At 73.1% G+C, this 22,535-nt stretch carries 21 protein-coding genes; 6 read left to right on the top strand and 15 right to left on the bottom strand.

What is annotated here, in order from left to right; translation table 11 throughout:
• Positions 1-5 precede the first annotated feature (5 nt).
• Complete coding sequence (locus tag ACQPZW_RS22170; RefSeq protein ID WP_433796836.1) at positions 6-3,587, bottom strand: NB-ARC domain-containing protein; 3,582 nt, start codon at positions 3,585-3,587, stop codon at positions 6-8.
• Positions 3,588-3,693: 106 nt separating this feature from the next.
• Complete coding sequence (locus tag ACQPZW_RS22165; protein WP_433796835.1) at positions 3,694-5,082, bottom strand: sensor histidine kinase; 1,389 nt, start codon at positions 5,080-5,082, stop codon at positions 3,694-3,696.
• A 109-nt stretch (positions 5,083-5,191) separates the two neighbouring features.
• Here ACQPZW_RS22165 and ACQPZW_RS22160 point away from each other — a divergent pair, with 109 nt between their 5' ends.
• The 4 genes from ACQPZW_RS22160 to ACQPZW_RS22145 all read left to right on the top strand — a co-directional run bounded on the left by ACQPZW_RS22160 (position 5,192) and on the right by ACQPZW_RS22145 (position 7,788).
• Positions 5,192-5,875 carry a response regulator transcription factor gene (locus tag ACQPZW_RS22160; protein ID WP_433796834.1) on the top strand — a complete coding sequence of 228 codons (684 nt, stop codon included), beginning with the start codon at positions 5,192-5,194 and terminating at the stop codon, positions 5,873-5,875.
• A gap of 126 nt (positions 5,876-6,001) precedes the next feature.
• A complete protein-coding gene (locus ACQPZW_RS22155) occupies positions 6,002-6,496 on the top strand; it encodes a hypothetical protein (RefSeq protein WP_433796833.1) in 495 nt (164 codons plus the stop codon).
• A 41-nt stretch (positions 6,497-6,537) separates the two neighbouring features.
• Positions 6,538-7,026 carry a DUF1062 domain-containing protein gene (locus ACQPZW_RS22150; protein ID WP_433796832.1) on the top strand — a complete coding sequence of 163 codons (489 nt, stop codon included), beginning with the start codon at positions 6,538-6,540 and terminating at the stop codon, positions 7,024-7,026.
• A gap of 351 nt (positions 7,027-7,377) precedes the next feature.
• A complete protein-coding gene (locus tag ACQPZW_RS22145) occupies positions 7,378-7,788 on the top strand; it encodes a hypothetical protein (protein WP_433796831.1) in 411 nt (136 codons plus the stop codon).
• On the opposite strand, the gene ACQPZW_RS22140 is transcribed toward ACQPZW_RS22145, so the two are convergent.
• The 3 genes from ACQPZW_RS22140 to ACQPZW_RS22130 all read right to left on the bottom strand — a co-directional run bounded on the left by ACQPZW_RS22140 (position 7,781) and on the right by ACQPZW_RS22130 (position 10,070).
• Positions 7,781-8,704 carry a hypothetical protein gene (locus ACQPZW_RS22140; protein WP_433796830.1) on the bottom strand — a complete coding sequence of 308 codons (924 nt, stop codon included), beginning with the start codon at positions 8,702-8,704 and terminating at the stop codon, positions 7,781-7,783. The genes ACQPZW_RS22145 and ACQPZW_RS22140 overlap by 8 nt on opposite strands.
• A 149-nt stretch (positions 8,705-8,853) precedes the next feature.
• Positions 8,854-9,261, bottom strand: coding sequence for a nuclear transport factor 2 family protein (locus ACQPZW_RS22135; RefSeq protein WP_433796829.1), 408 nt, complete (start codon positions 9,259-9,261; stop codon positions 8,854-8,856).
• 2 nt (positions 9,262-9,263) lie between these two features.
• Positions 9,264-10,070: an MBL fold metallo-hydrolase gene (locus tag ACQPZW_RS22130; protein ID WP_433796828.1), complete on the bottom strand. Its 807-nt coding sequence runs from the start codon at positions 10,068-10,070 to the stop codon at positions 9,264-9,266.
• 262 nt (positions 10,071-10,332) lie between these two features.
• On the opposite strand from ACQPZW_RS22130, the gene ACQPZW_RS22125 reads away from it, so the two are divergent.
• Positions 10,333-10,926, top strand: a complete 594-nt coding sequence (locus tag ACQPZW_RS22125) for a DM13 domain-containing protein (RefSeq protein ID WP_433796827.1) — start codon at positions 10,333-10,335, stop codon at positions 10,924-10,926.
• A 57-nt stretch (positions 10,927-10,983) separates the two neighbouring features.
• Here the strand turns inward: ACQPZW_RS22125 and ACQPZW_RS22120 are convergent, their stop codons facing one another.
• The 8 genes from ACQPZW_RS22120 to ACQPZW_RS22085 form a co-directional block, all read right to left on the bottom strand.
• Positions 10,984-12,207 carry a DUF1501 domain-containing protein gene (locus tag ACQPZW_RS22120; protein ID WP_433796826.1) on the bottom strand — a complete coding sequence of 408 codons (1,224 nt, stop codon included), beginning with the start codon at positions 12,205-12,207 and terminating at the stop codon, positions 10,984-10,986.
• A gap of 13 nt (positions 12,208-12,220) precedes the next feature.
• A complete protein-coding gene (locus ACQPZW_RS22115) occupies positions 12,221-13,495 on the bottom strand; it encodes a DUF1800 domain-containing protein (protein WP_433796825.1) in 1,275 nt (424 codons plus the stop codon).
• Positions 13,496-13,732: 237 nt separating this feature from the next.
• A complete protein-coding gene (locus tag ACQPZW_RS22110) occupies positions 13,733-13,879 on the bottom strand; it encodes a hypothetical protein (protein ID WP_433796824.1) in 147 nt (48 codons plus the stop codon).
• Between the two features lie 148 nt (positions 13,880-14,027).
• Complete coding sequence (locus ACQPZW_RS22105; RefSeq protein ID WP_433796823.1) at positions 14,028-14,924, bottom strand: hypothetical protein; 897 nt, start codon at positions 14,922-14,924, stop codon at positions 14,028-14,030.
• Positions 14,925-14,969: 45 nt separating this feature from the next.
• A complete protein-coding gene (locus tag ACQPZW_RS22100) occupies positions 14,970-15,626 on the bottom strand; it encodes a response regulator (RefSeq protein WP_433796822.1) in 657 nt (218 codons plus the stop codon).
• Entirely contained in the window at positions 15,623-16,903 is a 1,281-nt protein-coding gene (locus ACQPZW_RS22095) for a sensor histidine kinase (protein WP_433796821.1), read from the bottom strand. The genes ACQPZW_RS22100 and ACQPZW_RS22095 overlap by 4 nt, the downstream gene beginning before the upstream one ends.
• Positions 16,904-16,967: 64 nt before the next feature.
• Positions 16,968-17,738 carry an ABC transporter permease subunit gene (locus ACQPZW_RS22090; RefSeq protein ID WP_433796820.1) on the bottom strand — a complete coding sequence of 257 codons (771 nt, stop codon included), beginning with the start codon at positions 17,736-17,738 and terminating at the stop codon, positions 16,968-16,970.
• Positions 17,735-18,649, bottom strand: coding sequence for an ABC transporter ATP-binding protein (locus ACQPZW_RS22085; protein ID WP_433796819.1), 915 nt, complete (start codon positions 18,647-18,649; stop codon positions 17,735-17,737). Before ACQPZW_RS22085 ends, ACQPZW_RS22090 begins: the two co-directional genes overlap by 4 nt.
• A gap of 134 nt (positions 18,650-18,783) precedes the next feature.
• On the opposite strand from ACQPZW_RS22085, the gene ACQPZW_RS22080 reads away from it, so the two are divergent.
• On the top strand, positions 18,784-21,339 hold the full coding sequence (locus ACQPZW_RS22080) for an NACHT domain-containing protein (RefSeq protein WP_433796818.1): 2,556 nt from the start codon (positions 18,784-18,786) through the stop codon (positions 21,337-21,339).
• On the opposite strand, the gene ACQPZW_RS22075 is transcribed toward ACQPZW_RS22080, so the two are convergent.
• Both ACQPZW_RS22075 and rpmB read right to left on the bottom strand, forming a co-directional pair.
• Positions 21,297-22,184, bottom strand: coding sequence for a helix-turn-helix domain-containing protein (locus tag ACQPZW_RS22075; RefSeq protein WP_433796817.1), 888 nt, complete (start codon positions 22,182-22,184; stop codon positions 21,297-21,299). The two genes, ACQPZW_RS22080 and ACQPZW_RS22075, sit on opposite strands and share 43 nt — an antisense overlap.
• 81 nt (positions 22,185-22,265) lie before the next feature.
• Positions 22,266-22,499 carry a 50S ribosomal protein L28 gene (gene rpmB / locus ACQPZW_RS22070; protein WP_433796816.1) on the bottom strand — a complete coding sequence of 78 codons (234 nt, stop codon included), beginning with the start codon at positions 22,497-22,499 and terminating at the stop codon, positions 22,266-22,268.
• Between the last annotated feature and the right edge of the window lie 36 nt (positions 22,500-22,535).

Here is a 22,535-nt window from a genome sequence, read left to right as displayed (position 1 = left end):
ACGGGTCAGGCCCGGAGCACGAACCGGTAGAGGCCTCCCGCTCCGGCCACGGCCAGCGAGCCGTCTGCCGGGCTCCATCGGCAGGTGTGCGCAGCCTGCTCGAGCCTCGTCATGGCGTCCACGACACCCGTACCGGCCGTCCAGACGCGCACCGTCCGGTCCGACGACGCGGTGGCGAGCCGAGCGCCGTCGGCGGAGACGTCGACGGAGTTGACCCGGTCGGTGTGGCCGGTGAGCGTGCGCCGCACCTCGCCGGTGACGGCGTCCCAGATCTTCACCGTCCGGTCGGAGGACGCGGTGGCCAGCCAGGTCCCGTCCGGAGCGACGGTGACCGAGTTGATCCGCTCGGTGTGGCCGGTGAGCGTGCGCCGTTCCGCGCCGGTGGCCACGTCCCAGATCCGCACGGTGCGGTCGGAGCCCGCGGAGACGAGCCAGGTGCCGTCGGGCGAGACGGCGACGGCGTCCACCCGGTCGGTGTGGCCGGCGAGGACCCGCCGCTCCTGCCCCGTCGCGGCGTCCCAGATCCGTACCGTCCGATCGTCGCCGCCGGTCGCCAGGTAGGCACCGTCCGGCGAGATCGCCACCGAGAAGACCCGGCCGAGGTGCCCGAACATCTCGCTGCGCGGCTCCCGGCCGGCCGGCTCCCAGATGCGCACGCACCATCCGGCGGCGGCCAGCCAGGTGCCGTCCGGGGAGACCGCCACCGCGTTGACCCGGCCGTTGTCCGACGCCGGCAGGTCGAGCTGCTCACCGTTGACGGCATCCCACAGCTGCACCGAGCGGTGCGTGCTGCCGGTGGCCAGCCATTGCCCGTCCGGGGACCAGGCCACGTCGAAGAACCACTCCCAACGGTCGCCCTCGCGCCCGGTCCGGGAGCGGTCGGGGGCGATCGCCGCGGGGTTCTCCCAGATCCGCACCGACCAGTCGGAGCTCGCGGTGGCCAGCCAGGTCCCGTCCGGGGCGATGGTGACGGCGTTGACCGGGTCGATGTGCCCGCGCAGCGCCGCCTGCTGCTCACCGGTCGCGGCGTTCCAGATCCGGGTCATCCGGTCGTCGCCGGCGGTGGCCAGCCAGGTGCCGTCCGGGGAGACCGCGACCGCGTTCAGCAGATCGTTGAACCGGCTGTCCAGGTCGGTGCGCTGCCCACCGGTCTGGTGGTTCCAGATGCGCAGCGACCAGCCGGCGACCGCGAGCCAGGCGCCGCTGGGCGCGATGGCGACCGACCGCGCCCAGTCGGTGGAGATGACCAGGCGGGACTGCTCCCGCTCGGTGGTGATGTCCCAGATGCGCACCGAGCGGTCGTCGCTGCTGGTGGCCAGCCAGTCGCCGTCCGGGCCGATCGCGACGGACGTGACCGGGCCGCTGTGACCGGTCAGTCTCGCGCGCTGCGTGCCGCCGGCCAGGTCCCAGATGCGCACCGTGCCGTCCGCGCCGCCGCTGGCCAGCCACGTCCCGTCCGGGGCGATCGCCACCGCGTTGACCTGGGCGGTGTGGCCGGTGAACCGGGCACGCAGCGCGCCCGTGGCGGCATCCCAGGCACGGACCGACCGGTCGGCACCGCCGCTGGCCAGCCACGTGCCGTCGGCGGCGATCGCGACGGCCGTGACCCGGTCGGTGTGGCCGGTCAGGGTCATCCGCTCGGCGCCGGTCGCGGCGGTCCACAGGCGCACGGTCCGGTCCGCGCCGGCGGTCACGAACCAGTCGCTGCCCGGTGCGATCGCGATGGCGCGCACCGGAGCGGTGTGACCCGTGACGGTTCGTCGCAGGGCCGGTTCCGGGAGGTCGGGAAGCGGCCAGACGTTGATCAGGGCGGGCGCCACCCGGTCCTGGTTGAGCTCCTTGACCTGGGCACCCCATACGGGATCGTGTTCGAGCCGGGCGTACAGGATGTCGACGCGGGAGTGCGGCGGCTCGGTGGGCGCGAGCAGATGCGCGGTCTGACCGAAGAGCTGGCGTAGATGGGCGGCGGCCGGGCCGGGGATCAGGGCGAGATCCGCCAGGGGCGCGACCGGCCCGGAGTGCTCCAGCCGTGCGGTGACCCATCGGATGTCGCCGGCCAGTGCCGCCGCCTCGGCGTCGCGCCCGGCCGCCTGCAGGTGCTCGATCAGGTGGTCCTGCAGATAGTGATGCAGGTGCGGCAGGGCCCACCACGAGACGGCGGGCTCCACAGCGGGCGTCCCACGGTGGCCCGGCCCGACCGTGCCGCCGGCCGGGGCGGCCCCGTCTCCTGGTCCGGCGGCGGCGGCGGTCAGCAGCAGGTCGTTCAGGGTTCGCAACCGGTCGCTGCCCAGATCGCGCCGCAGGACGTCGCGGATCACGTCGTGGATGCCGACGGCACCGCCGTCGGCGGTCGGTGTCAGGGTCAGCAGCGCCAGATCCTCCAGGCGGGCACAGAGGGCGCGGGTCTCCACCCCGTCCAGCTCTCCCGTGGCGCTCCACAGGTCGGCGATCATCGTCACCGGGACCGGCTCGTCCTCGGCGAACACCGACAGCTCGGCCAGGCGCAACCGTTCCGGTGGGCGCAGCAGGCCGATGCCGGCGTCGATGGTCGCGGCGACGGCCTGCTGCCGCTGCCTCGGGTCGTTGACGTCGAGGTGTCGCCCGGCCGCGCCGGTCAGCGTGTCGACGTGGGACACACCGTCGCGGCGCAGCCGGTCCAGCAGCTGGCCCGCCACCGACGACAGGTCGGTGTGCAGGCGGGCCTGGTTGACCAGGATCCGGTTGACCAGCCGCAGCAGCAGCGGCCACCGGCTGGTCTCGGCCAGGATGCCGCCGACGACGTGCGGGGGCAGCTCCGGCAGGTCGGCCAGCAGCACCGCACGCGCCTGGGTGAGCGACAGCTGGTCCACCCGGACCGGGACGGCGTCGCCCTGGACCAGCGACACGTTCCTCGTCGTGATCAGGCGCGCGCTGCGGCCGGCGAGCGGGAACGCTTCGAGCTGCTCGGGGAACCACACGTCGTCCAGGATGATCAGGCGCGGCGGGCCGTCCCGGAGCAGCGCCGCCAGATGCCGGCCGGCCTGCTGCTCGTCGGTGAACGTCACCTGCCGGTCGGGGTCGATCGAGTGGATCAGGTCGTTGATCTTGTCGGTGAGGACTCCGCGGCGGGCGTCCCGGCCGAGAGTAACCCAGTACACACGGTCGCCGAACCGGCGCAGGATCCGGCGGTCGGAGCGGGCCAGTTTCGCGACGGTCGTCTTGCCGAACCCGCCCGCACCCTGCAGGGCGGTCGTGACGCCGACCGTCCGGGACCCTCGCCGGCAGAGCGCGTCGACGATCCGGTCCACCTCCAGCGGCCGCTCGACGATCCACGACTCGGGCCGCTCCTCGGCCGGCACCACGGCGAGCGGGCCGTCGACGCGGCGCTGCGTCCAATTGCCCGCCAGACCGGCCACCGCGACGAGGGCGGTGCCGGCGACGGCCCACCCGAGCGGCTGCCGCTCGACCGCGGGAAACCACGGGGCGACGCCGCCGGTGGCCACATTGACCGCGACGGCCACGAGCGTCGCGGCGCATGCCGCAGCGAGCGTCGACGCGACAACGAGCACCCACCGCCACCGCCGCACGCGCACCTCCCCGATCGACATCCAATCGCCTCGCGAGGAGCACCGCCAGTGGGCGGCCGTGCGGAGCGACCCCTTCGTCGATCGGCGGGGGCGGCCCCGGTCGTGATCGCGGCGGCCGGTGGGTCGATCATGGCCGTCCGGTCGGCAGGCGCAGGCGGAAGGCGGCACCGTCGGGGCGGTCGTCGACGGTCAGGGCGCCGTCGTGCAGGGTGGCGATCTCGCGGGCGATCGACAGGCCCAGGCCGGTGCCGCCGTCCTGCCGGGACCGGCTGTCGTCGAGCCGCACGAACCGGTCGAAGATCCGCTCGCGGTCCGGCTCGGCGATGGCGGAGCCGTCGTTGCCGACCACGATCTCGGCCTGCGTGCCGGACCGGCCGAGAGCGATCGTGACACGGCCGCGGGCGTGGCGCATCGCATTGTCGACCAGGTTGCGCAGCGCACGGTGCAGCTGGTCGGCGTCCCCGATCACCCGGACCGGCACGACCTCGCCGTCGACGCGCAGGCCGGACCGTTCCACCGCGACGCGCTCCCGGGCGGCGTAGACCAGGTCGTCGAGGTCGACCTCGGCCCGTCGCGGCCGCAGTGCCGCGTCGTCGACCCGGGCCAGCAACAGCAGGTCCTCGACGAGCCGGGCCAGCCGGGTGCTCTCCCGGTGGATGCGGGTCACCGACCGGGCGGCGGACTCCTCCAGGCCGGCCGCCCGGAGCAGGTCGGCGTTGGCGTGGATGGTCGCCAGCGGGCTGCGCAGCTCGTGGCTGGCGTCGGCGACGAACCGCCGCTGGGCCGCCGAGGCGACCTCGATGCGGTCCAGCATCGTGTTCATCGTCGCGGCCAGGGCGGCTATCTCGTCGCCGGAGTCGGGCACCGGCAGCCGGGCGTGCAGGTTGGTGGCGGTGATCGTGGCGGCCCGGCCGGTCATCGCCTGGACCGGCCGCAGCGTCCGCCCGACGAAGAAGAACGTCGCCACCCCGACCACCAGGGCGAGCAGCGGCATCCCGGCCAGCAGCGCGCCCACGATCGCCCGGCCGGCCTCGTCGACGGTCTCCATCGACTGCGCCACCAGCACCGTCTGCACACCGGACGGCGTCTGCACACCGGCGGCGAGCACCCGGAACTGCGCGTGCCGCCCGGCGCGCGGCCGCCTGTCGTCCCACACGGTGCGGCCCGGTGCCGGGCGCAGCCCGGACAACGGCCGGTCCGCGGCGAACGCCGGTGACGCCCGGACCACCCGGCCGGTCTCGTCGAGGACCTGGACCAGGGTGCGGCCCGGCTCGGCCGGGGTCATCGCGGCGGTCAGCGCCGCCGCGTTACCGGCCCGCAGCGCGGCGACGACCTGGTTGACCCGGTCGGTCGCGGTCGTGGTCACGCCGTCGAGCAGGATGCCGCGCGCGGTGACCAGCAGCACGGCGCCGGCGAGCACGGCGGCCACCGCCACGACCAGCCCGGCGGCGATGGCGGATCGCAGGCGGATGCCGAGCCTGCGGGGCAGGAGCCGCAACACGGCACGCATGCGCATGGCCGCAACGCTAGCCAGCGGCTGCTGAACGAACGCTGAAAACGGGGTTCAGCGGATTCTCAGATCCCGGCGGGCAATCTTGGAGGCGACAGACCAGGAGGTACGCCCGATGCGCATTCTCGTCGTCGAGGACGAGCGGGAGCTGGCCGAGACGATCCGTGACGGCCTGACCAGGGAGGGGTTCACCGTCGATCTCGCCCATGACGGCGTCGACGGCCTGTGGATCGCCACCGAGAGCCCGCACGGGGCGTACGACGCCGTCGTCCTGGACATCATGCTGCCGGGCCTGAGCGGCTACGAGATCTGCCGGCGGTTGCGGTCGCGGGAGGTGTGGACCCCGGTGCTCATGCTCACCGCCAAGGACGGCGAGTACGACGAGGCCGACGCCCTCGATCTCGGCGCCGACGACTACATGACGAAGCCGTTCTCGTTCGTCCTGCTGATCGCGCACCTGCGGGCCCTGATCCGCCGGGGCGCGCCGGAACGCCCGGCGATCCTGACCGCCGGCGATCTCACCCTCGACCCGGGGCAGCGCAGCGTCTGCCGCGGCGACACCCCGATCCCGGTCACTCCCCGCGAGTTCGCGCTGCTGGAGTTCCTGATGCGCAACCGTGGCCGGGCCGTCACGAAGGCCGCGATCATCGAGAACGTGTGGGACGCGCACTTCGCCGGAGACCGCAACATCGTCGAGGTGTACGTCGGCTACCTGCGCAAGAAGATCGACCATCCGTTCGGTCGTAACGCCATCGAGACGGTCCGTGGAACCGGCTACCGCCTCGCCGCTGACGGCTGAACGACCTGGTCGACGGCTTCTTCAGCAATACTTCAGGTCCTCTCTGCCAGTCTGGCGCGACGGCGGGCGGACCGGAGCCCCGGCTTCCCCCTCGACCGCCGCCCCGTGAGAAGGACCGAGGATTCGATGAGTGACCTGACGCCACGCCCACCGCAGGACGAGCCCACGGACGAGACGCCACCGGTGTCCGCAGTCGCCGGCTCCGCACCGGCCGATCCCCCGCCCACCACGACCCCGCCCCCGGCGACCCCGGCAGCGGCGCCGCCCGCCCCGGCCCGGGACCGTTGGTACAGGCGCCGGGTACCGGTGCTCGCCACGGTCGCGGCCCTGGTGCTGGGTGTGCTGCTCGGCGCCGGAGTGACGATCGGTGCCTTCGCCGCGGGCGGTCACCGCGGCGACGAGCGCGGCCGTCACGGCGCTCACGGCGACCGGCCCGGCGGCGACCGTGCCGAGGGCCGGGGCGGCGATCGGGGCGACTTCCGGCGCGGCGACCGTGGCCCCGGCCGTGGCGAGCACCGGCGCGAGCGGCCCGGCGTCCCCGCACCGGCGCCGTCCACCAGCACCGCTCCGTCGTCCACCGCCCCGTCGTCCCCGGCTCCGGTGCCGAGCGCTTCCACCTGATCCGCCGCCGTCGCCGTCGCGTTGCGGTGCGGCCCCGCGAGATGCCGGGCCGCACCGCATCGTCGTGCCGCACCGCATCGTCGTGCCGCACCGCATCGTCGTGCCGCACCGCATCGTCGTGCCGCACCGCATCGTCGTGCCGCACCGCATCGTCGTGCCGCACCGCATCGTCGTGCCGCACCGCATCGTCGTGCCGCACCGCATCGTCGTGCCGCACCGCATCGTCGTGCCGCACCGCATCGTCGTGCCGCACCGCATCGTCGTGCCGCACCGCAAACCGGATCGACCTCGATGGGGACGGCGCCTGGCGTCTCGACACCGGCGGGCCGGGCTTCCGCGACGAGGCGGTGATCGACGTGCTGGTCCGGTTCCGGGCGTTGATCACGGTCCGGCCGGTGCGGTTGATCGCCGTGGGCTGTGGACCGTCCCGGGCCGACGTGGCCCGCACGATCGACGACGGCCGGCTCGTGTCGGCCGTCCGGTTGAGCGGCAAGCTCTCCGGCGACTTCACGTTCACGCTCAAACGCTGAGCGGCCTCCGCCGCCGGGGCTCGTCCACCGGACAGGCCTCCACCGCCGGGGCCCGGCCACCGGACAGGCCTCCACCACCGGGGCCCGGCCACCCGACAGGCCTCCACCGCCAGGGCCCGTCCACCGGAGAGGCCTCCGGCTCGGGGTGTCCACCGGCGACTGTCGGCGGCCTGACCTAAAGATTTACTCAAGCAAACGCCGGGACTCTGTGTGATCGGAGGTGTCACCGGCAGTATTTCCATACGGGGGCGTGGCCGAACGGTCATCGACACAAACCCGGTTCACGAACAGGTCACCCGGCGGCACTGCGGCCGACCGGCACGGACCTGTGGGTCCCGGAAGGAGTCCCCGATGAGGCTGGCACGAAACTCCGGCAGGCGCCGTTTCGGCGCAGCGCTTCTGGCAGTGGTGACCGCTGCCGGACTGGCCCTCGCGGGCTGCAGCTCCGACGCCGATGTGGCCTCGGAGAACCTGTCCAAGGCGGCCGAAGACTTCAAGATCAACCGTCGGGTGGTGTTCTACAACGGCATCACCGACAGCTACATCCTCTCGATCGAGGGGTTCTGCTCGGTGGAGACCGAGGAGGGCAACAAGCTCACGGTCACCTGCAAGGTGGGCAACGAGTACAAGAAGCACTTCCTCGGCCGGTCGGACAACGTGACCTGGTTCGCCGAGCAGCTCAACGCCGCGGACGTCAGCACCGACCACTACAAGGTGTTCTTCAAACCGTCCACGATCATCCCGGACGTCGACGTCAAGTAGACAGCCCGGGCCACCGCGGTGGCCCGGGCGCCGCCCGGCGGGCCCGTTCGATCGCCGCCTCGATCAGCCGGTGATCGGCGGGCGAACGGGCCCGGTAGGCCGTCTCGGGCGAACTCCGGAAGTCGGTCAGCCGGCGGGCCAGCACATCGAGGCCGGCGTCGAGGGTGGGCGCCGGCAGGGTGAGCCCGCCGGCGACGGCCGCGAGCTGCTCCTCGAACCGGTCCTGCTGGAAGTCGAGCCGCCAGCCGGGCCAGTGCCGCGACCATCCGGCGGCGAGCCCGGCGATCTCCAGGGTGGTCCAGCCGACGGCGGTCCGGGCGACCGGGTCCAGGTGCAGGCCGGTCGACGGGAACACCGGCAGTCCGGGGACCGGGGTGGCCACGGACAGCCTGTCGACCAGGGCGGGGCCGGCCCAGAACGCATCGGTGGTGTCCGTCCACAGGCCGTACCCCCGGATGGTCCTGTCCTTCTGTATGACGGTCACCAGGGTGTCGGCCTCGTCCAGCTCGGCCGGGTCCACGATGGCGATGGCCGCCGGGAGCGCCGCCCGGTCCGCGGGCTGGGCGGGCACACCGCTGTAGCGGGCGATGTCCTCGACGCCGGCGTAGGCCCAGCGCAGATCCCAGCCCGGCCACGTCTGCGCGAGAAGCGCATGCAGCGCGGCGCGATGGGCGTACCCCTCGAAATGCCAGCCGAACACCGCCAGCAGCCGCCGGGAGGTGTCGATCAGTGCCGCGGCCTCGATCCACACCGGTTCGCGGAGGCTCTCGTCGGTGCCGTAGAGGCGGCGGACCTGCCGGACGGCGGCGTCGGGACCGGCGATCAGGTCGATGTCGAGCGCGGCAGCGCCCCACCTGGTGTAGAAGATCTCGCTGTGCCGGCCGTCGGTGATGACGCACTGGGCGCGCTCTGCCATGACGGCATCCTGCCGTGCGGGGATCGCGGACGGTACCGGACGGCCCCGACCTGATCTGGTCCGGCGCTCCGGACGGCACCAGGAGCTTCACGGTGACCGACGCCGACGCCGACCCTCGCCCGTCCGCGGCCCGTGGGGTCGGGCGCGGCTCAGGGCATCGCGTCGCGGACCGTCGCGGTGTCGACGAACTGCTCGAACCGCACGATCAGGCCGCCCCGCACGACGAAGTGGTGCGCGACCCGGACGTCGAGGGGGCGGCCGGTGGCCCGGTTGACGGCGGTGTACCGGGCCAGCACCACGACGTTCTCACCCTCGGTGACGTAGGCGTCGTCGTGGGCGGTCCAGTCGTCCCAGTCGGCGCCGAGTGCCTCCATGACACCGCTGGTCACGCCGTCGGGGGTGCGATAGGTGCCGGCCAGCGGGAAGCCGGCCATCTCGGTCCACTCGACGTCGGGGGCCAGGGTGGCGCGCAGGGCCGGCAGGTCGCGGGCCGCGGAGGCGAGGTACTGCCGGCGGACGACGTCGGCCGGCGCGGTCGAGGTGCTGAAGTCGGTCACGGTCAGCCCCAGCTCATCTCGCCCTTGGCGACCTTGGCGCCGATCTGGGCGGCGATCAGCATGCCGTGCTGCGGGTAGCGGCGGGTCAGCGCGCCGGTGAGGGCCGGGCCGTCGACGGCCGCGGCCAGCTCCTGCTCGAAGGCGACCAGGTAGTCGCGGGTGGCGGTGACGGCGCTCAGGTCGGCGGCGGTGCCGGGCAACCGGTGGCCGGGCACGACCAACTCGGGCTGCAGGGCGGCGATCTCGTCGAGGACGTCGATCCAGGCGGCACGCTGCTCCGGCTTCGCGGTGTCGGCGGTCCAGACGTGCTCCTGCTGGAACAGCAGAACACCGCCGAGGACGGCACGGTGCTCGGGCTGCCACAGGTAGTGGCGGCCGGGCAGAGCGGCGGGGCCGCCCCTGAGCTCGAACCGGTGGCCCTCGAGGGTGAGGTCACCCGTCAGGGGTGTGAGCTCGACGAGGCGGGTGGGCAGGTTCGCGCCGACGGTGGCCCAGGCGGTCAGCTTCTTCTCGTACGTCCGCTGAATGTGCTCGATGGTCTGCGGTGTCGCGACGATCGCGGCGGTGGGGAACGCGTCGGCGACCACCTCGGCGCCGAAGTAGAAGTCGGGGTCGCCGTGGCTGATCACGATCGTGGTGAGGCGTTTGCCGGAGTCGAGGATCGCGGCGGCGAGGCGATGCCCGTCGGCGCGGGTGAATCCGGCGTCGACCAGGATCGCTTCGGTCTCGCCGGTGATCAGGGTGGCGGTCTTGTTGCGGCTGCCGACCGGGAAGTCGAGGTCGAAGACGCGGAAGTCGAGTGTGCTCATCGGGGTGCCTCCTCGGCGTGGGACGACGCGGACGGGCGGGCCTCGACCTGACGCGAGCACCCCACCCTACTTGCCTGACAATACAGTAACTGACGAGTCAGGGATTTTCGAGAGGGCATGCCGGCCGTTTGAGGCAATGGTGGGATCGCAACATCGCCGACCTGCTGCGGGAGTTGCCGATGAGCGCGGCCACCGACGGGCGTAAGCCGATCGTAAGGACACCGGCCTGGCGGTCGCCGGACCGGGCCGATTGACTCTAGGGGTGATTCGTCGACTTCTCAGCAAACCGGTCACCTGGATCGTCGTCGCGGTGCTCGGCATCGGTGCGGCCGGCGGGCTCTACTGGTTCCAGCCCTGGCGGCTGTTCACCGACACGGTCGTGTCCGACTCCCTGACGCGGGTGCCGTCACCGGCGCCCGCCGGGTCCGCCGCCGCCTCCACCCAGCCCTCCGCCTCCACCCAGTCCTCCGCGGCCGCCCCGGCTCCTCCCGCCGGCCCGGTCGTGATCGCCGAGGGCTCGTTCGTGACCCACGAGCACGACACCAGCGGCACGGCACGGGTGGTGCGCAACCCGGACGGCAGCCACCAGCTCGAACTGGCCGGACTCGACACCAGCGACGGCCCCGACCTGCGGGTCTGGCTGTCCGACCAGCCGGTGCGCTCCGGCGTCGCCGGGTGGCGGGTGTTCGACGACGGTGCGTACGCCGAGTTGGGCCGGCTCAAGGGCAACCACGGCGATCAGGTGTACCGTCTCGCCGCCGACGTCGATCCGGCGTCGTTCCGCAGCGTCAGCATCTGGTGCGCCCGGTTCGCCGTCTCGTTCGGCGCCGCCTCCCTGGACAGCGTCACGTCGTGACCGGGTGAACCCCGTACCGTCCCCGGCCCGTCGCGCCCCGGCCGGTCCTCGGCACGCCTAGCCGAGCACACCGTCCAGCCGTCCGGTCCAGCCGTCGAGCGACCGGGCCGGGTCGCTGCCGAGCACGTCGGCCAGCAGCGTGGCGTACACGTCGCGGAAGTCCACGGTGTGTCTCAGGTCGCCGTCGTCGAGGTCGGTCAGGCTCGGCGGCGCACCGTACCGGCCGCCGCGGACGCCGTCGCCGAGCAGGAACACGTTCGAGGCGGTGCCGTGGTCGGTGCCGTCGGAGGCGTTGGCGCGCACCCGCCTTCCGAACTCCGAGTAGACCGCCGTCACCACGCCCTTGCCGGTCATCCGCTCGGTGAACGCCGTGAGCGGCTGGTCGAGGCGGGCGAGCAACGCCTGCTGGGAGTCCCTGCCGTCGGCGTGCAGGTCGAAGCCGCCGAGCGAGACCGAGTACACCCGGGTCGCCGCGCCGGCTTCGATGCAGCGGGCCACCAGCGCCAACTGCCGGTCGAGCGGCGGGGCCGCGCCCCCGGTGGCCGTCGCCGGAGCATCGTCGTCGGTCTCGTCCTCGGCGGCGCCCTCCTCGATCCCCAGCAGCATGTCCTGGACCCGCATCAGGTCGGCGAAGCAGGCGGCGGCCCGGGCCAGAGCGGGCGAGGCGGCGGGTTCCGGTGCGGCGAGCCGCGTGAGCGTCGCGGACGTCACGCCGGCGGGCAGCGCGAGCTCTCCACCGGGTACGGTCGCGCCCGCGCTGGTGGCCCCGGCGAGCAACGGCGGCAGGGCGGGCTCGAAGGAGACGGCCAGCCGCGGGTCGCCACCGGCGGAGTCCAGCCAGCGCCCCAGCCAGCCGGTGGTGCCGGGACGGTCGGGCTGGGCGGTCTGCCAGATGTCCATCGACTGGAAGTGGCTGCGGTTCGGGCGCGGGTAGCCGACCCCCTGCACCACGGCCAGACGCCGGTCCCGGTAGAGCCGGTGCAGACCGGTCAGCCCGGGGTTGAGTCCGTATTCGCCGTCCAGCGTCAGGATCGCGCCGGGCTCGTAGGTCATGCCGGGCCGGGCCGCCCGGTAGGCCGGATCCGCGTACGGGATGACGGTGCTCAGGCCGTCGTTGCCGCCGTAGAGGGTGACCAGGACCAGGATCCTCGCGTCGTCGTCACGGTCGGCGGACGTGGCGAGGAGGTCGTTCACGGTGTACGCGGTGGCGCCGGCGGCCAGGGCGGCGGCGCCGGTGACACCGCTGGCGATCAGGAATCGGCGGCGGGTGATCGTGTCCATGGCGGGCGTCTCCTCAATGCACGGCGTATTCGGGGGCGGCCAGGCCGAGCGCGAGCAGCCGGCGGGGATCCTTCGCCGCCCGGAGCGCCTCCCGTGTGCCCGCGGTCCAGGTGTCCACGACCAGCAGGGCGGCCAGCGCCTCGACCCGGTCGGCGCCGGCGAGCCGGTCGGCTGTTCCCGGCGCCAGGTCGGCCAGGGTCTGCGCGGCCCGCAGCCGGGCCAGGGTGGTGGCCGTGGTGAGCCAGGCCGGCCCCGACGGCCAGCCGCCCACCGACGGTGGCCGCAGCGGAACCTGACCCAGGCCGCGCAGGATCGTCAGCAGGCGCTGCTGTTGCCTGCCGTCCAGGCCGGCGACGTCCACGCCGAGTTGGCGCAGTGCGCCGACCAGCCATTCGACGGGCTGTTTGACCTGCTGTCCGCTGGTGGCGGCGAACTCCGGGTCGCGGCACAGGGCGCTCAGCATCGCGGTCGTACCGGGGCCGGCGGCGGCGATCCGGGCCGTGGCGTCGGCGGACGGCCCGGTCGCCGCCGCATAACGGGTCCACAGGCGGCGCGTCAGGAACGGCAGATGGGCCTCGTGCCGTACGAGCTGATCGGCGTAGGAGTCGGCATCCTGCACGCCGGTCCGGCCGAGCAGGGTGACCGGCCGGTCGTCGTGGCGCCCGGCCGTCAGAGTGGCGGTGCCGGTGGCCCGGTCGATCCGCCAGCCGGTGAGAACCCGGGCGCCGGCCTTCACGTCGTCCTCGGTGTACGCGCCGAGTCCGAGGGTGAACAGCTCCATCAGCTCCCGGGCCAGGTTCTCGTTCGGTGCGCGGCGGGTGTTCCTCTGCCCGTCCAGCCAGATGATCAATGCGGGGTCGCGCACCATCGCCCGGACGAGTGGACCGGTGTCGCCTGTCCCGTACCGCCGGAAGGTCTGTTGCTGTGTCAGCATGAGCTGCGCCGAGCGGACCTTGCGGACGCTGGTGGCCCAGTGCCCGTGCCAGAAGAACGTGAGCTTCTCGGCGGCTCCGCCGTCGGCCATCCGCGCCAGCCACCATCGGGTCAGAGCCGTGACCTGCTCGTTCTGCTCCCGTCGCGCATTCTGGCGCTGCTCGCGGCTCGCACCCGGGCCGAGTTGCGCGACGGGGTCTTCGCCGAGCCGGGGCGGCGACGGTTGAGGTACGGGCCGCAGCAGGTCACGCACCGTGGTCTCGTAGCCGGCCCGCACGGCGGCGTCGACCTCGGCCGAGGTGGGCCCGAACGTGAGGCGGCGCAGCAGGTGGGACAGCGCACGACGGTCGGTCATGCGGGCCAACGTAGGCGGTCGATGTACGAGCGGCGTAAGAAGCCGGTCCGGCCCCGGTCAGCGGGCCACCGGCAGGTACCGATGCCCTGGCGAGCACCGTCGACATCGCCGCCGCGGCCGCCGCCCTCGCCACACGGCGCCGGTGGGCGGCCGGCCCGGGCGGCACTCACCGGACGGTGCGGCCACGGGAGACATGACCCGGGCCCGGGTGGGTCCACGGGTCAGCCGAGCGGCCGCCTATCGCACGGCGGGACGAACGAGGTCGAGATCGAAGGGGTGACGGAGCCGCTGCATCGCCTCGGCGCTGCGGTCGATCTCCGCCGCGGGCGCATCGTTCTGGGCAGGGCGGTCTTCACCACGAAACTCCACGACGCGTACGGACATGTCGGTTCTCCTGCCCATCATTTTTTCCGTTGCGCGGCAGTATTACCCGTACGCCCCTGTTTGGGAACCGGATTTGTCGCCCGTCTTGGACCGCCCACCGGATCCGTGATCTCGACGGCGGATCCGGCGGCGAAGCGGCAACCGGGGTTCAGATGCCGGCGGCGTCACCGGACAGGATCGCCTCGACCAGGGAGCCGCTCGCCAGGAAGAACTCCAGGTGGGCGGCCCCGGCCTGCACGGTCAGGATCTGTACGCCCTGGTAGGCCTCGTGCGGGCGGACCTGGACGCCGGTGATCCGGCTGCGGGCCACCACGGTGCGGGCCAGTGACAGATCGTCCCCGGTCCCGGTGAACCAGTCGCGCCGGTGGATGACCTGGATCTCCCGCTCGTCGGCCACCACGATCGAGGCGTGCAGGATCGTCGGCCACACCCGGTCCCGCAGCCGGCCGACCGGGGACAGCGGTGTCACCACCTGCCGGTCGGCGACGTTGACCAGGCGCATCCCCGGTTCCCGGGCGATCATCCGGTGGTAGTCGGTCAGCAGACCGGTGTCCGCACGGCCCAGCACCGGCTCGACGCGGTACGGGTCGTCGCCGCCCGGCGTGCCCGGCGTGCCCGGCGGAAGATACCAGCGGCGCAGCAGCGCGATCAGCTCGCGCACGGGCCCGTTGGCGGAGCCGTTGTACCGGACGGCCACCACCGGCCCGTCGACGGTGTGCACAGTCAACAGGCCGTTGAGCAGCCGGACGCTGTCGCTGATCGCCACGATCCGGTCGTGCGGGATGCGATGGGTGTCGTAGTCGTCGTCGCGCCGGGCCAGAACCGTCAGGTTCTCCTCGTCGACCGCGATCAGGTGGTCGTACAGATGCATGCCGGGGTGGGCGTTGCGCCGCTCGATGTCCCGCGGCACCTTCAGGACCAGCCGGTAGGCGGCCGGGTCGACGGCCGCGCGCCGGTAGAGGCGTGGAACGTCGTCGAAGTCGCGCACCTCGTCGATCCAGGGCCCGAAACGGTCGAACTCCGGAGTGCTGTCGGCGCTGGTCACAGCGCTGCAGCCTACCCGGGCGGGACGACTCCCCAGGAGCGACGCCTACCTCCCCCGCGGTGCCAGGCCGTTCTCGTAGGCGTAGACCACGATCTGCACCCGGTCGCGCAGTTCCAGTTTGCTGAGCAGGCGGCCGACGTGCGCCTTCACGGTCGCCTCGGACAGGTGCAGGCCGGCCGCGATCTCACTGTTCGACAGGCCCCGGGCGACCAGCGTGAGGACCTCGCGCTCCCGGTCGGTCAGCCGCCCCAACCGCGGGTCGTCGACCGGTGCGGGCAGGTGTGGCAGGGCGACGTCGAGCAGTCGCCGGGTCACGGCCGGGGCGACGACCGCGTGCCCGCCGACGATCGCGTGCACGGCGCTGATCAGGTCGGCCGGCGGCACGTCCTTGAGCAGGAATCCGCTGGCTCCGGCGCGGAGGGCGGCGTACACGTACTCGTCGAGGTCGAACGTCGTCAGCATCAGGATGCGGGCCGGACTCCCGGAGCCGACGATCTCGCGGGTCGCCTCGATGCCGTCGAGGACCGGCATCCGTACGTCCATCAGCACCACGTCCGGCCGCAGAGCCCGGGCCATGGTGACCGCCTGGGCGCCGTTGCCCGCCTCGCCGACGACGGTGAGGTCCGGCTGCGCCTCCAGCACCAGCCGCAGGCCGAGCGACAGCAGCGGCTGGTCGTCGGCGAGCAGCACCGAGACACTCACGACACGGTCTCCGTCCGGCCGGATCCGAGGGGCCGGTCTCCGGTGCCGGGAGACCCGTGGAAGGTGAGGCTCGCGTGCACGCGCCAGCCGGGGCCGTCGCGGGGTCCGGCGTCGAGCCGGCCACCGTACGCCGCGGCGCGTTCGGTCATGCCGGCGAGCCCGTGCCGGTCGGTGGGCTCGGGCCGCCGGGCGACCCGTCCGGCGCCGTCGTCGTCGATCGTCACGTCGGCGGCGTCGGCACGGTATCGCAGCGTCACCTCGGCGACGGCCCGCGGTCCGGCGTGCTTGAGGGTGTTGGTGAGCGCCTCCTGCACGATCCGGTAGACGGCCAGCCCGGCGCCCGGACCCCAAATGCCGGGCGTGCCGTCGCGGCGCAGGCTGACCCGTACCCCCGCGGCTTGGACCCTCTCGACGAGCGCATCGATGTCACCGAGACCGGGTTGCGGCGCGCGGGTGCCCGGCTCCGGCGCGGAGGCGCCGCGCAGCAGGCCGACAAGCCGGCGCATCTCCCCGAGCGCCTGCCGGCCGGTCGCCGAGACCTGGCCCATCACCTCGGCGGCACGCTGCGGCGCCACCGCCGCCGTCGCGGCCGCCCCGTCGGAGAGGGCGACGACGACGGCCAGGTGGTGGGCGACGACGTCGTGCATCTCGCGCGCGACGCGCGCCCGCTCATCGGCGACGGCGAGCCGGGCTCGCTGATCGCGGTCCTGTTCCAGTCGCTGGGCACGGTCTTCCAAGGCTTGGAGGTACGCGCTGCGCGTGCGCTGGTTGACGCCGACCAGGACGACCGCGACCGTGACCGCCGACACCGCCGCGAACGCGCCCCACGCCGGCCCGTCCTCGATCCGGTTGCCGAACCCGGGCAGCACCGTGACGACGGCTCCCGGCCACGCGAACCGGGCCGGCCGGTACCGGGCGACCGCGTGCAGGGCCGTCAGCGTGACCGCCAGCGCGGCCGGGGACTGGGCGCCCATCGCCTGCGAGACGACGAACAGCCCGGTCGCCGCGGCGAAGACCGGCACCGGCGCGCGGCGGCGCCAGATCAACGGCACCGGCAGCAGCGCCACCGAGGCCCAGTCGAGGGCGTCGGCGGGTTCGACGGTCGCGCCGGTCCGGCCGGAGAGCACCAGACCGCAGGCCAGCGCCACGAGCCCGGCGATCCCGGCGTCGGCGGCCCGCGGATGACGGCGGGCGGCGGACGCCACGAGCGCGGCGATCCCCGCGCCGGCCGACCGCGGGTGGCGGCGGAGGGCGGACCGGAGGGCGCGTGGGCTCACCCGGCCATTGTGGCCGGAGTACGGGCGCGACGGGATGGCCCGGTCACGGCGCGACGGGCGGCCGTCACGGATCACGGCGCCACATCGTCACACTTCCGGCCGCCAGGACGAGCAGCGTCCACGCGGCGACGGTCAGCACGGCCGGGCCGGGCGTGAGCATCCGGAAGGGGTTGCCGGTGTCCACGGCGTACATCGCCTGTGCCGCGGCGACCGGGACGTATCGCACCACGTCGTCGGCGATGCGGTCGGGCAGCGCGGGTTGCAGGACGGCCGGGAGCACCAGCATGGTCAGGACGTAGACGGTGATCGCGGCGGCGGTGTGGCGGACCAGCGCACCGATTCCGAGGCCGATCAGCGCGAGCGCCACGGGGGCGGCGGCCGCGCCGAGCAGGGCGCGGACCGGGATGTCGGCGTGCCGCCCGGCGGGAAGCAGGGCCTCCGCGGCGATCACGGCGACGACGCAGGCCACGAGGGTCGCCGGGAAGGCCACGAGAACGAGCGTGACCGCCTTGGCCGCCAGCACCGGCACCCGGCGGGGCACGGCCGCGAACGTCGCCCGGATCAGGCCCGACCCGAACTCGCCGGTGATCATGAGAATGCCGAAGACGCCGAGGATCAGCGAGACGACGTCGACGCCGAGGAACGTCTGCGCGGTCAGGGCGCCGGGCGACACCTCGGCACCGGCGTCACGGTAGACGTTCGCGTTGATCGCCACGGCCAGGCCCACGGTGATGACCGCGGCGGTGGCCAGGACGGCCCAGGTGGAACGCAGGACGATCAGCTTGCCCCACTCGGCGCGGGCCACCCGGGCAAACGAGATCCGGTACGCGCTCATGCGGCGACCGCCTCTTCACCGAACCTGACCCAGCCCCGGGTCAGGTCCATGTACGCCTGTTCCAGCGAGGCACGGTACGGGGTCAGCTCGTACAGGATCGCGCCGTGCGACGCCGCGATCGCGCCGATCTCCTCGGCGGCCGTCCCGTGCACGACGAGTGCGCCGGTCCCCTCGGCGGTGACCTCGGCCCCGGCAGCGGTGAGCGCGGCCCGCAGGAGGTCCGCGTCCGGTGAGCGGACCAGGCAGCGGCTCGTCCCGGCCCGCGCGATCAACTCGTCGACACCGACGTCGGCGAGCAGCCGTCCCGCGCCGATGATCAGCAGGTGGTCGGCGGTCACCGCGGTCTCGCTCATCAGGTGGCTGGACACCAGGACCGTCCGTCCCCGCGCGGCGAGATCCTTCAGCAGCGTACGGATCCACAGCACCCCGTCCGGGTCGAGGCCGTTGACCGGCTCGTCGAGAATCACCACGGCCGGGTCGCCGAGCAGCGCCGACGCCACCCCCAGCCGCTGGCTCATGCCGAGCGAGAACCCGCCGGCCCGCCGGTCGGCCACCTCGGACAGTCCGGCCGTGGCCAGCACCTCGGTCACCCTGCGGGCGGGGATCCCATGGGTACGGGCGAGGCCGAGCAGATGCTGCCGGGCGGTCCGGCCACGATGCACTGCCCGTCCCTCGAGCAGCGCGCCGACCGCACACAGCGGCGCCGGGTGAGCCCGATAGGCCCGGCCGTCGACGGTGGCCGTACCGGAGTCGGGCCGATCGAGTCCGACGATCATCCGCATGGTGGTCGACTTCCCGGCCCCGTTGGGCCCGAGGAACCCGGTCACCCGCCCCGGCCGAACCGTGAACGACAGCCCGTCGACAGCCGTGGCCGCCCCGAACCGTTTGGTGAGCTCCCGCACTTCAATCATGCCGTCGACGCTAGGGGCGCCCGCTCACGCCGGGGAGCGCCCCAGGTCTCGTCCACAGGCCCGCCGACTACGACTCGAGTAGCGTCCGGCGGGCCCGCATCGCCTAGGGTTCGATTGTGGTCAGAGCAACGCCATTGACGTACGAGGGTGCGCTCAAGCTGCTCGGCGGGCACGCCCCGGCCGCGATCGAGGTCCTGGAGCGGGTCACCGGGACGGGGATCCTGCTCGGTGCGATCGCGGTCCCCGGCGCGTTCGGGCTGGTCGACGGTAAGCAGGAGGCGAGCCGTCTGCTGCGTGACCTGGGCCGGGCCGCCACGGCCAGGCTGCACGGCACGCACGGGCACGGCCGGCACGAGCTGGTCACGGCGGCCCACACCACGATCGTCCTGGCGTCGCTCTTCGAGGCTCTGCACGAGGCGATCGGGCCGTCGTTCACCGCGCTGGAGGTCACCGACCGGGAGATGCTGCAGCTCGCGTCGGCGCCCGGCGAGATCGTCACCCAGACCGATTGGATCGGCCGGCTGGCCACGACCGACCTGCCGCTACCGGGTCCGACGGCCGGCTTCGAGGAGAATCTGGGTACGGTGCTCGCGCCCCGGATCGCGGAGCTGGCCGGCAACGCCGTCGCGTTCTTCGAGGGCCTACGGGTGTGGAAGACCGTCGGGTTCGACTCGACCGCCCTGGTCGTCAGGGCCACCCGGCGCTGGCGCGAGCTGTACCGCGACGCGTACCTGCGGCTCGCCTCCGACGTCACGGAGTTCTTCGTGTGGGCGTCGCTCGGCGAGCACGCGGCGACCCGTGACGAGCTGCGTAACGCCAACGCGAGGCTTCTGGAGGTGCTGGACCGTACGTCGGAGGCCCTGGGCCAGTTGCACGACATCCTGGCCGCCGGTGAGGTCCCGAACCGGCCCGGGCGGGTGTCCATCCGCGGCAAGCTGGCCCGGTCGGCGGCGGCCGTGCTGGACCAGCCGCTGCTCAGATCGTCGGCGCTGCCGCCCGGCCTGCGGTTTCCCACCGTCGCCGAGGGGTTCGTGACTCCCCGGTTCCGCAGCGCCGTCGCGTCGTCGGCCGCCGGCACCGCGCTGTCGCAGGAGGAGTGGTGGGCGTCGCGTCCGGTGCACGACGACCTGGACCGGTTTCTCGCCGGTTATCTCGCCCATCCCGATGCGGCACGCCGTCCACTCGTCGTGCTGGGCCACCCGGGCGCCGGGAAGTCGCTGCTGGCCGAGATCCTCGCGGCCCGGCTGCCCACCGAGAGGTACACGGTCGTGCCGGTTCAGCTGCGCCGGGTCAACGCCGACGACCGGCTGCTCCCGCAGATCGAGTCCGCTCTGCGGGACATCCTGAAGGAGCAGGTCTCGTGGGGGCAGGTCGCCGACGAGAGCGACGGCCTGACCCGGGTGGTGATCCTGGACGGGCTGGACGAGCTGATCCAGGCGACCGGGACGGCACAGTCGGCGTATCTCACCGACGTGACCCGGTTCCAGCACGAGGAGCTGGCTCTGGGCCGCCCGGTGACGGTGGTGGTCACCTCGCGGACGATCGTGGTGGACCGGGCCCGGGTTCCGGACGGTGCACTGGTGCTCAAACTGGAGGACTTCGACGACGGCCGGATCGCGGCCTGGACCTCCGCGTGGAATCACGCCAATGTCGCAACCTCGGGTTTCCGCCGGCTGCGCACCGCGGCGGTGCTGCGGCACGGCGAGGTGGCCCGGCAGCCGCTGCTGCTCACGCTGCTGGCGATCTACCACGCGGATCCGGCCGCCCGGCGACTCGACGGTGACGGCGTCTCCCCCGCCCTGCTCTATCAGGCGCTGCTGGACAACTTCATCCACCGCCAGGTCGCCGACAAACCGGACCGTCCGCCCGCTCCGGAGCATCTGCCACGCCTGCTCAGCGAACTGCGCTGGCGGCTGAGCATCGCGGCGCTCGGGATGTTCAACCGGCAGCGCCAGCACGTCTCCGAAACCGATCTGGAGCGTGACCTGGAGGTCTTCCTGGGCCGTCGGGACGAGCAGGCGCACGAGTTCGAGTCACCGACGGGACGGGCACATCAGACGGTCGCCGGGTTCTTCTTCGTGCACGTCTCACGGGTGGACGAGCAGAGCGAGAATCCGCGGCGCACGTACGAGTTCCTGCACGCCACGTTCGGCGAGTACCTGATCGCCGAGCGGGCGCTGATCCTGCTCGACGGCTACGCGCGGCGGCTCGCCGAGCATCGCGCCGATCCGGCGTTTCACGAGGCGCCCGACGACAGCCTGCCGCGGGCGCTGCTCTCGTATCAGCCGCTCACCCAGCGCAGGCCGATCCTGGAGTTCGCGGCCGGATTGGCCGCGCAACGCACCCCGGCGCAGCGGGCCGAGCTGTTCGCCGGACTGCGCGCCCTCGTCACCGACGCCCGGAGCCGGGCCTTCGGCCGCTACCAGCGTTACGAGCCCGCTCCCCCGGACGTGGTCGCCGCGTGTGCCGCCTGGACCGCGAACCTGGTCATCCTGGGCTCCCTGATCATGGCCGAGGGCGAGGAGCCGTCCGGTCTCGCCCCGGCGGGCGCCGAGCCGCAGGAGTGGTGGCCGGCCGCGATTCGCCTGTGGCAGGCCGGGCTGAGCCAGGAGGCCCAGGACGGCATGCGCCCGCTGTGGGAGCGGGGTCAGTCCCAGAGCCAGGGCCGGGGATCGTCGTCGGCGGCATAGGCCTCGGCCACGCGATGCAGCAGCTGACCGGTGCGGTCGGCGTCCAGGGCCGCCTCCCACAACTCGGCGAACTGTGACTCGAAGTGCGCGAGAAACGGGCCCTCCTCGAACAGCGCGTCGGCAAGGCGTGCCTCGCTGTAGACCACCGTCCCGGTCACCTCGCTCCGGATCACGGTGAACGAGTCGGCCCGATACAGCGGCACCTCGAAGGGCAGGACACGGATGGTCACGTAGGGCCGTCGGGAGAGCTCGGCGAGCCGTTTCATCTGGTCGGCCATCACCTGGCGGTCGCCGACCCGCCGGTAGAGCACCGCCTCCTCGATCACGACGCTCGTATCAGGAGGTTCTCGTTGCTCGTGGAAGTTCGCCTGACGGCGCAGGCGGATCGCCAGGCGCCGGTCGAGCTGGCGCTCCTCAGCGCCCAGGCTCGCGGCGTGCAGTAGCGCCGCCGCGTAGCCGGGCGTCTGCATCAGGCCCGGCACGAAGGCCGAAACATACTCCCCCACCTGGTCGGCGTCCGACTCCAGACCGATCAGCGTGAGCAACGCGGGTGGGATCTCCGCGCGGTCGTCGTGCCACCAGCCGCGGCGCCGCGCGGCCTGTGCACGCTGGACCAGCACCTCCGTCGCCGCGGTGCCGATCTCCAGGTGCGCGCAGAGGCCACGCAGATCGGGAATGGAGATTCCCACGTCCCCGGACTCGATCCGCGCGACCTTCGACAGTGACCACTCGAGCAGGTCGGCGACCTGGATCTGCGTCAGGCCGACGGCCTCACGGGCACGGCGCAGGTCGGCGCGAAGCAGACGCCCGGCCGCGATCGGGTTCATCTCGCCACTGGCCGGCACCCCCCGACCCTACGCCCGGCTCGTGCCCGTCCCCCAGTCCCGGAGGGCGGGCACGACCACGGTCAGCGGTCCTCCCGGCCTTCAGAGGCGCACCCCCTTGGCGCGGAGACGGGCGACCACGGAGTCGATGCCGTCCCTGTCGATGATCTTGATGCCGGTGGTGCTGACGTCGAGACGGATCGTCGTGCCGTCGGCGAGGCGGTAGCGGCGGCGCTGCACGTTGGGGTTCCAGCGGCGGCGGGTTCGGCGGTGGGAGTGGGACACGGCGTTGCCGAAACCGGGCTTGGCGCCGGTGACATCACAGACGTTGGACATGGTGGCGACTTTACAATGAAAATCGTTTCCAACAAG

The organism is Actinoplanes sp. CA-252034, assembly GCF_050956125.1.
Taxonomy (GTDB): Bacteria; Actinomycetota; Actinomycetes; order Mycobacteriales; family Micromonosporaceae; genus Actinoplanes.
This window is presented reverse-complemented; position numbering and strand designations above follow the sequence as displayed.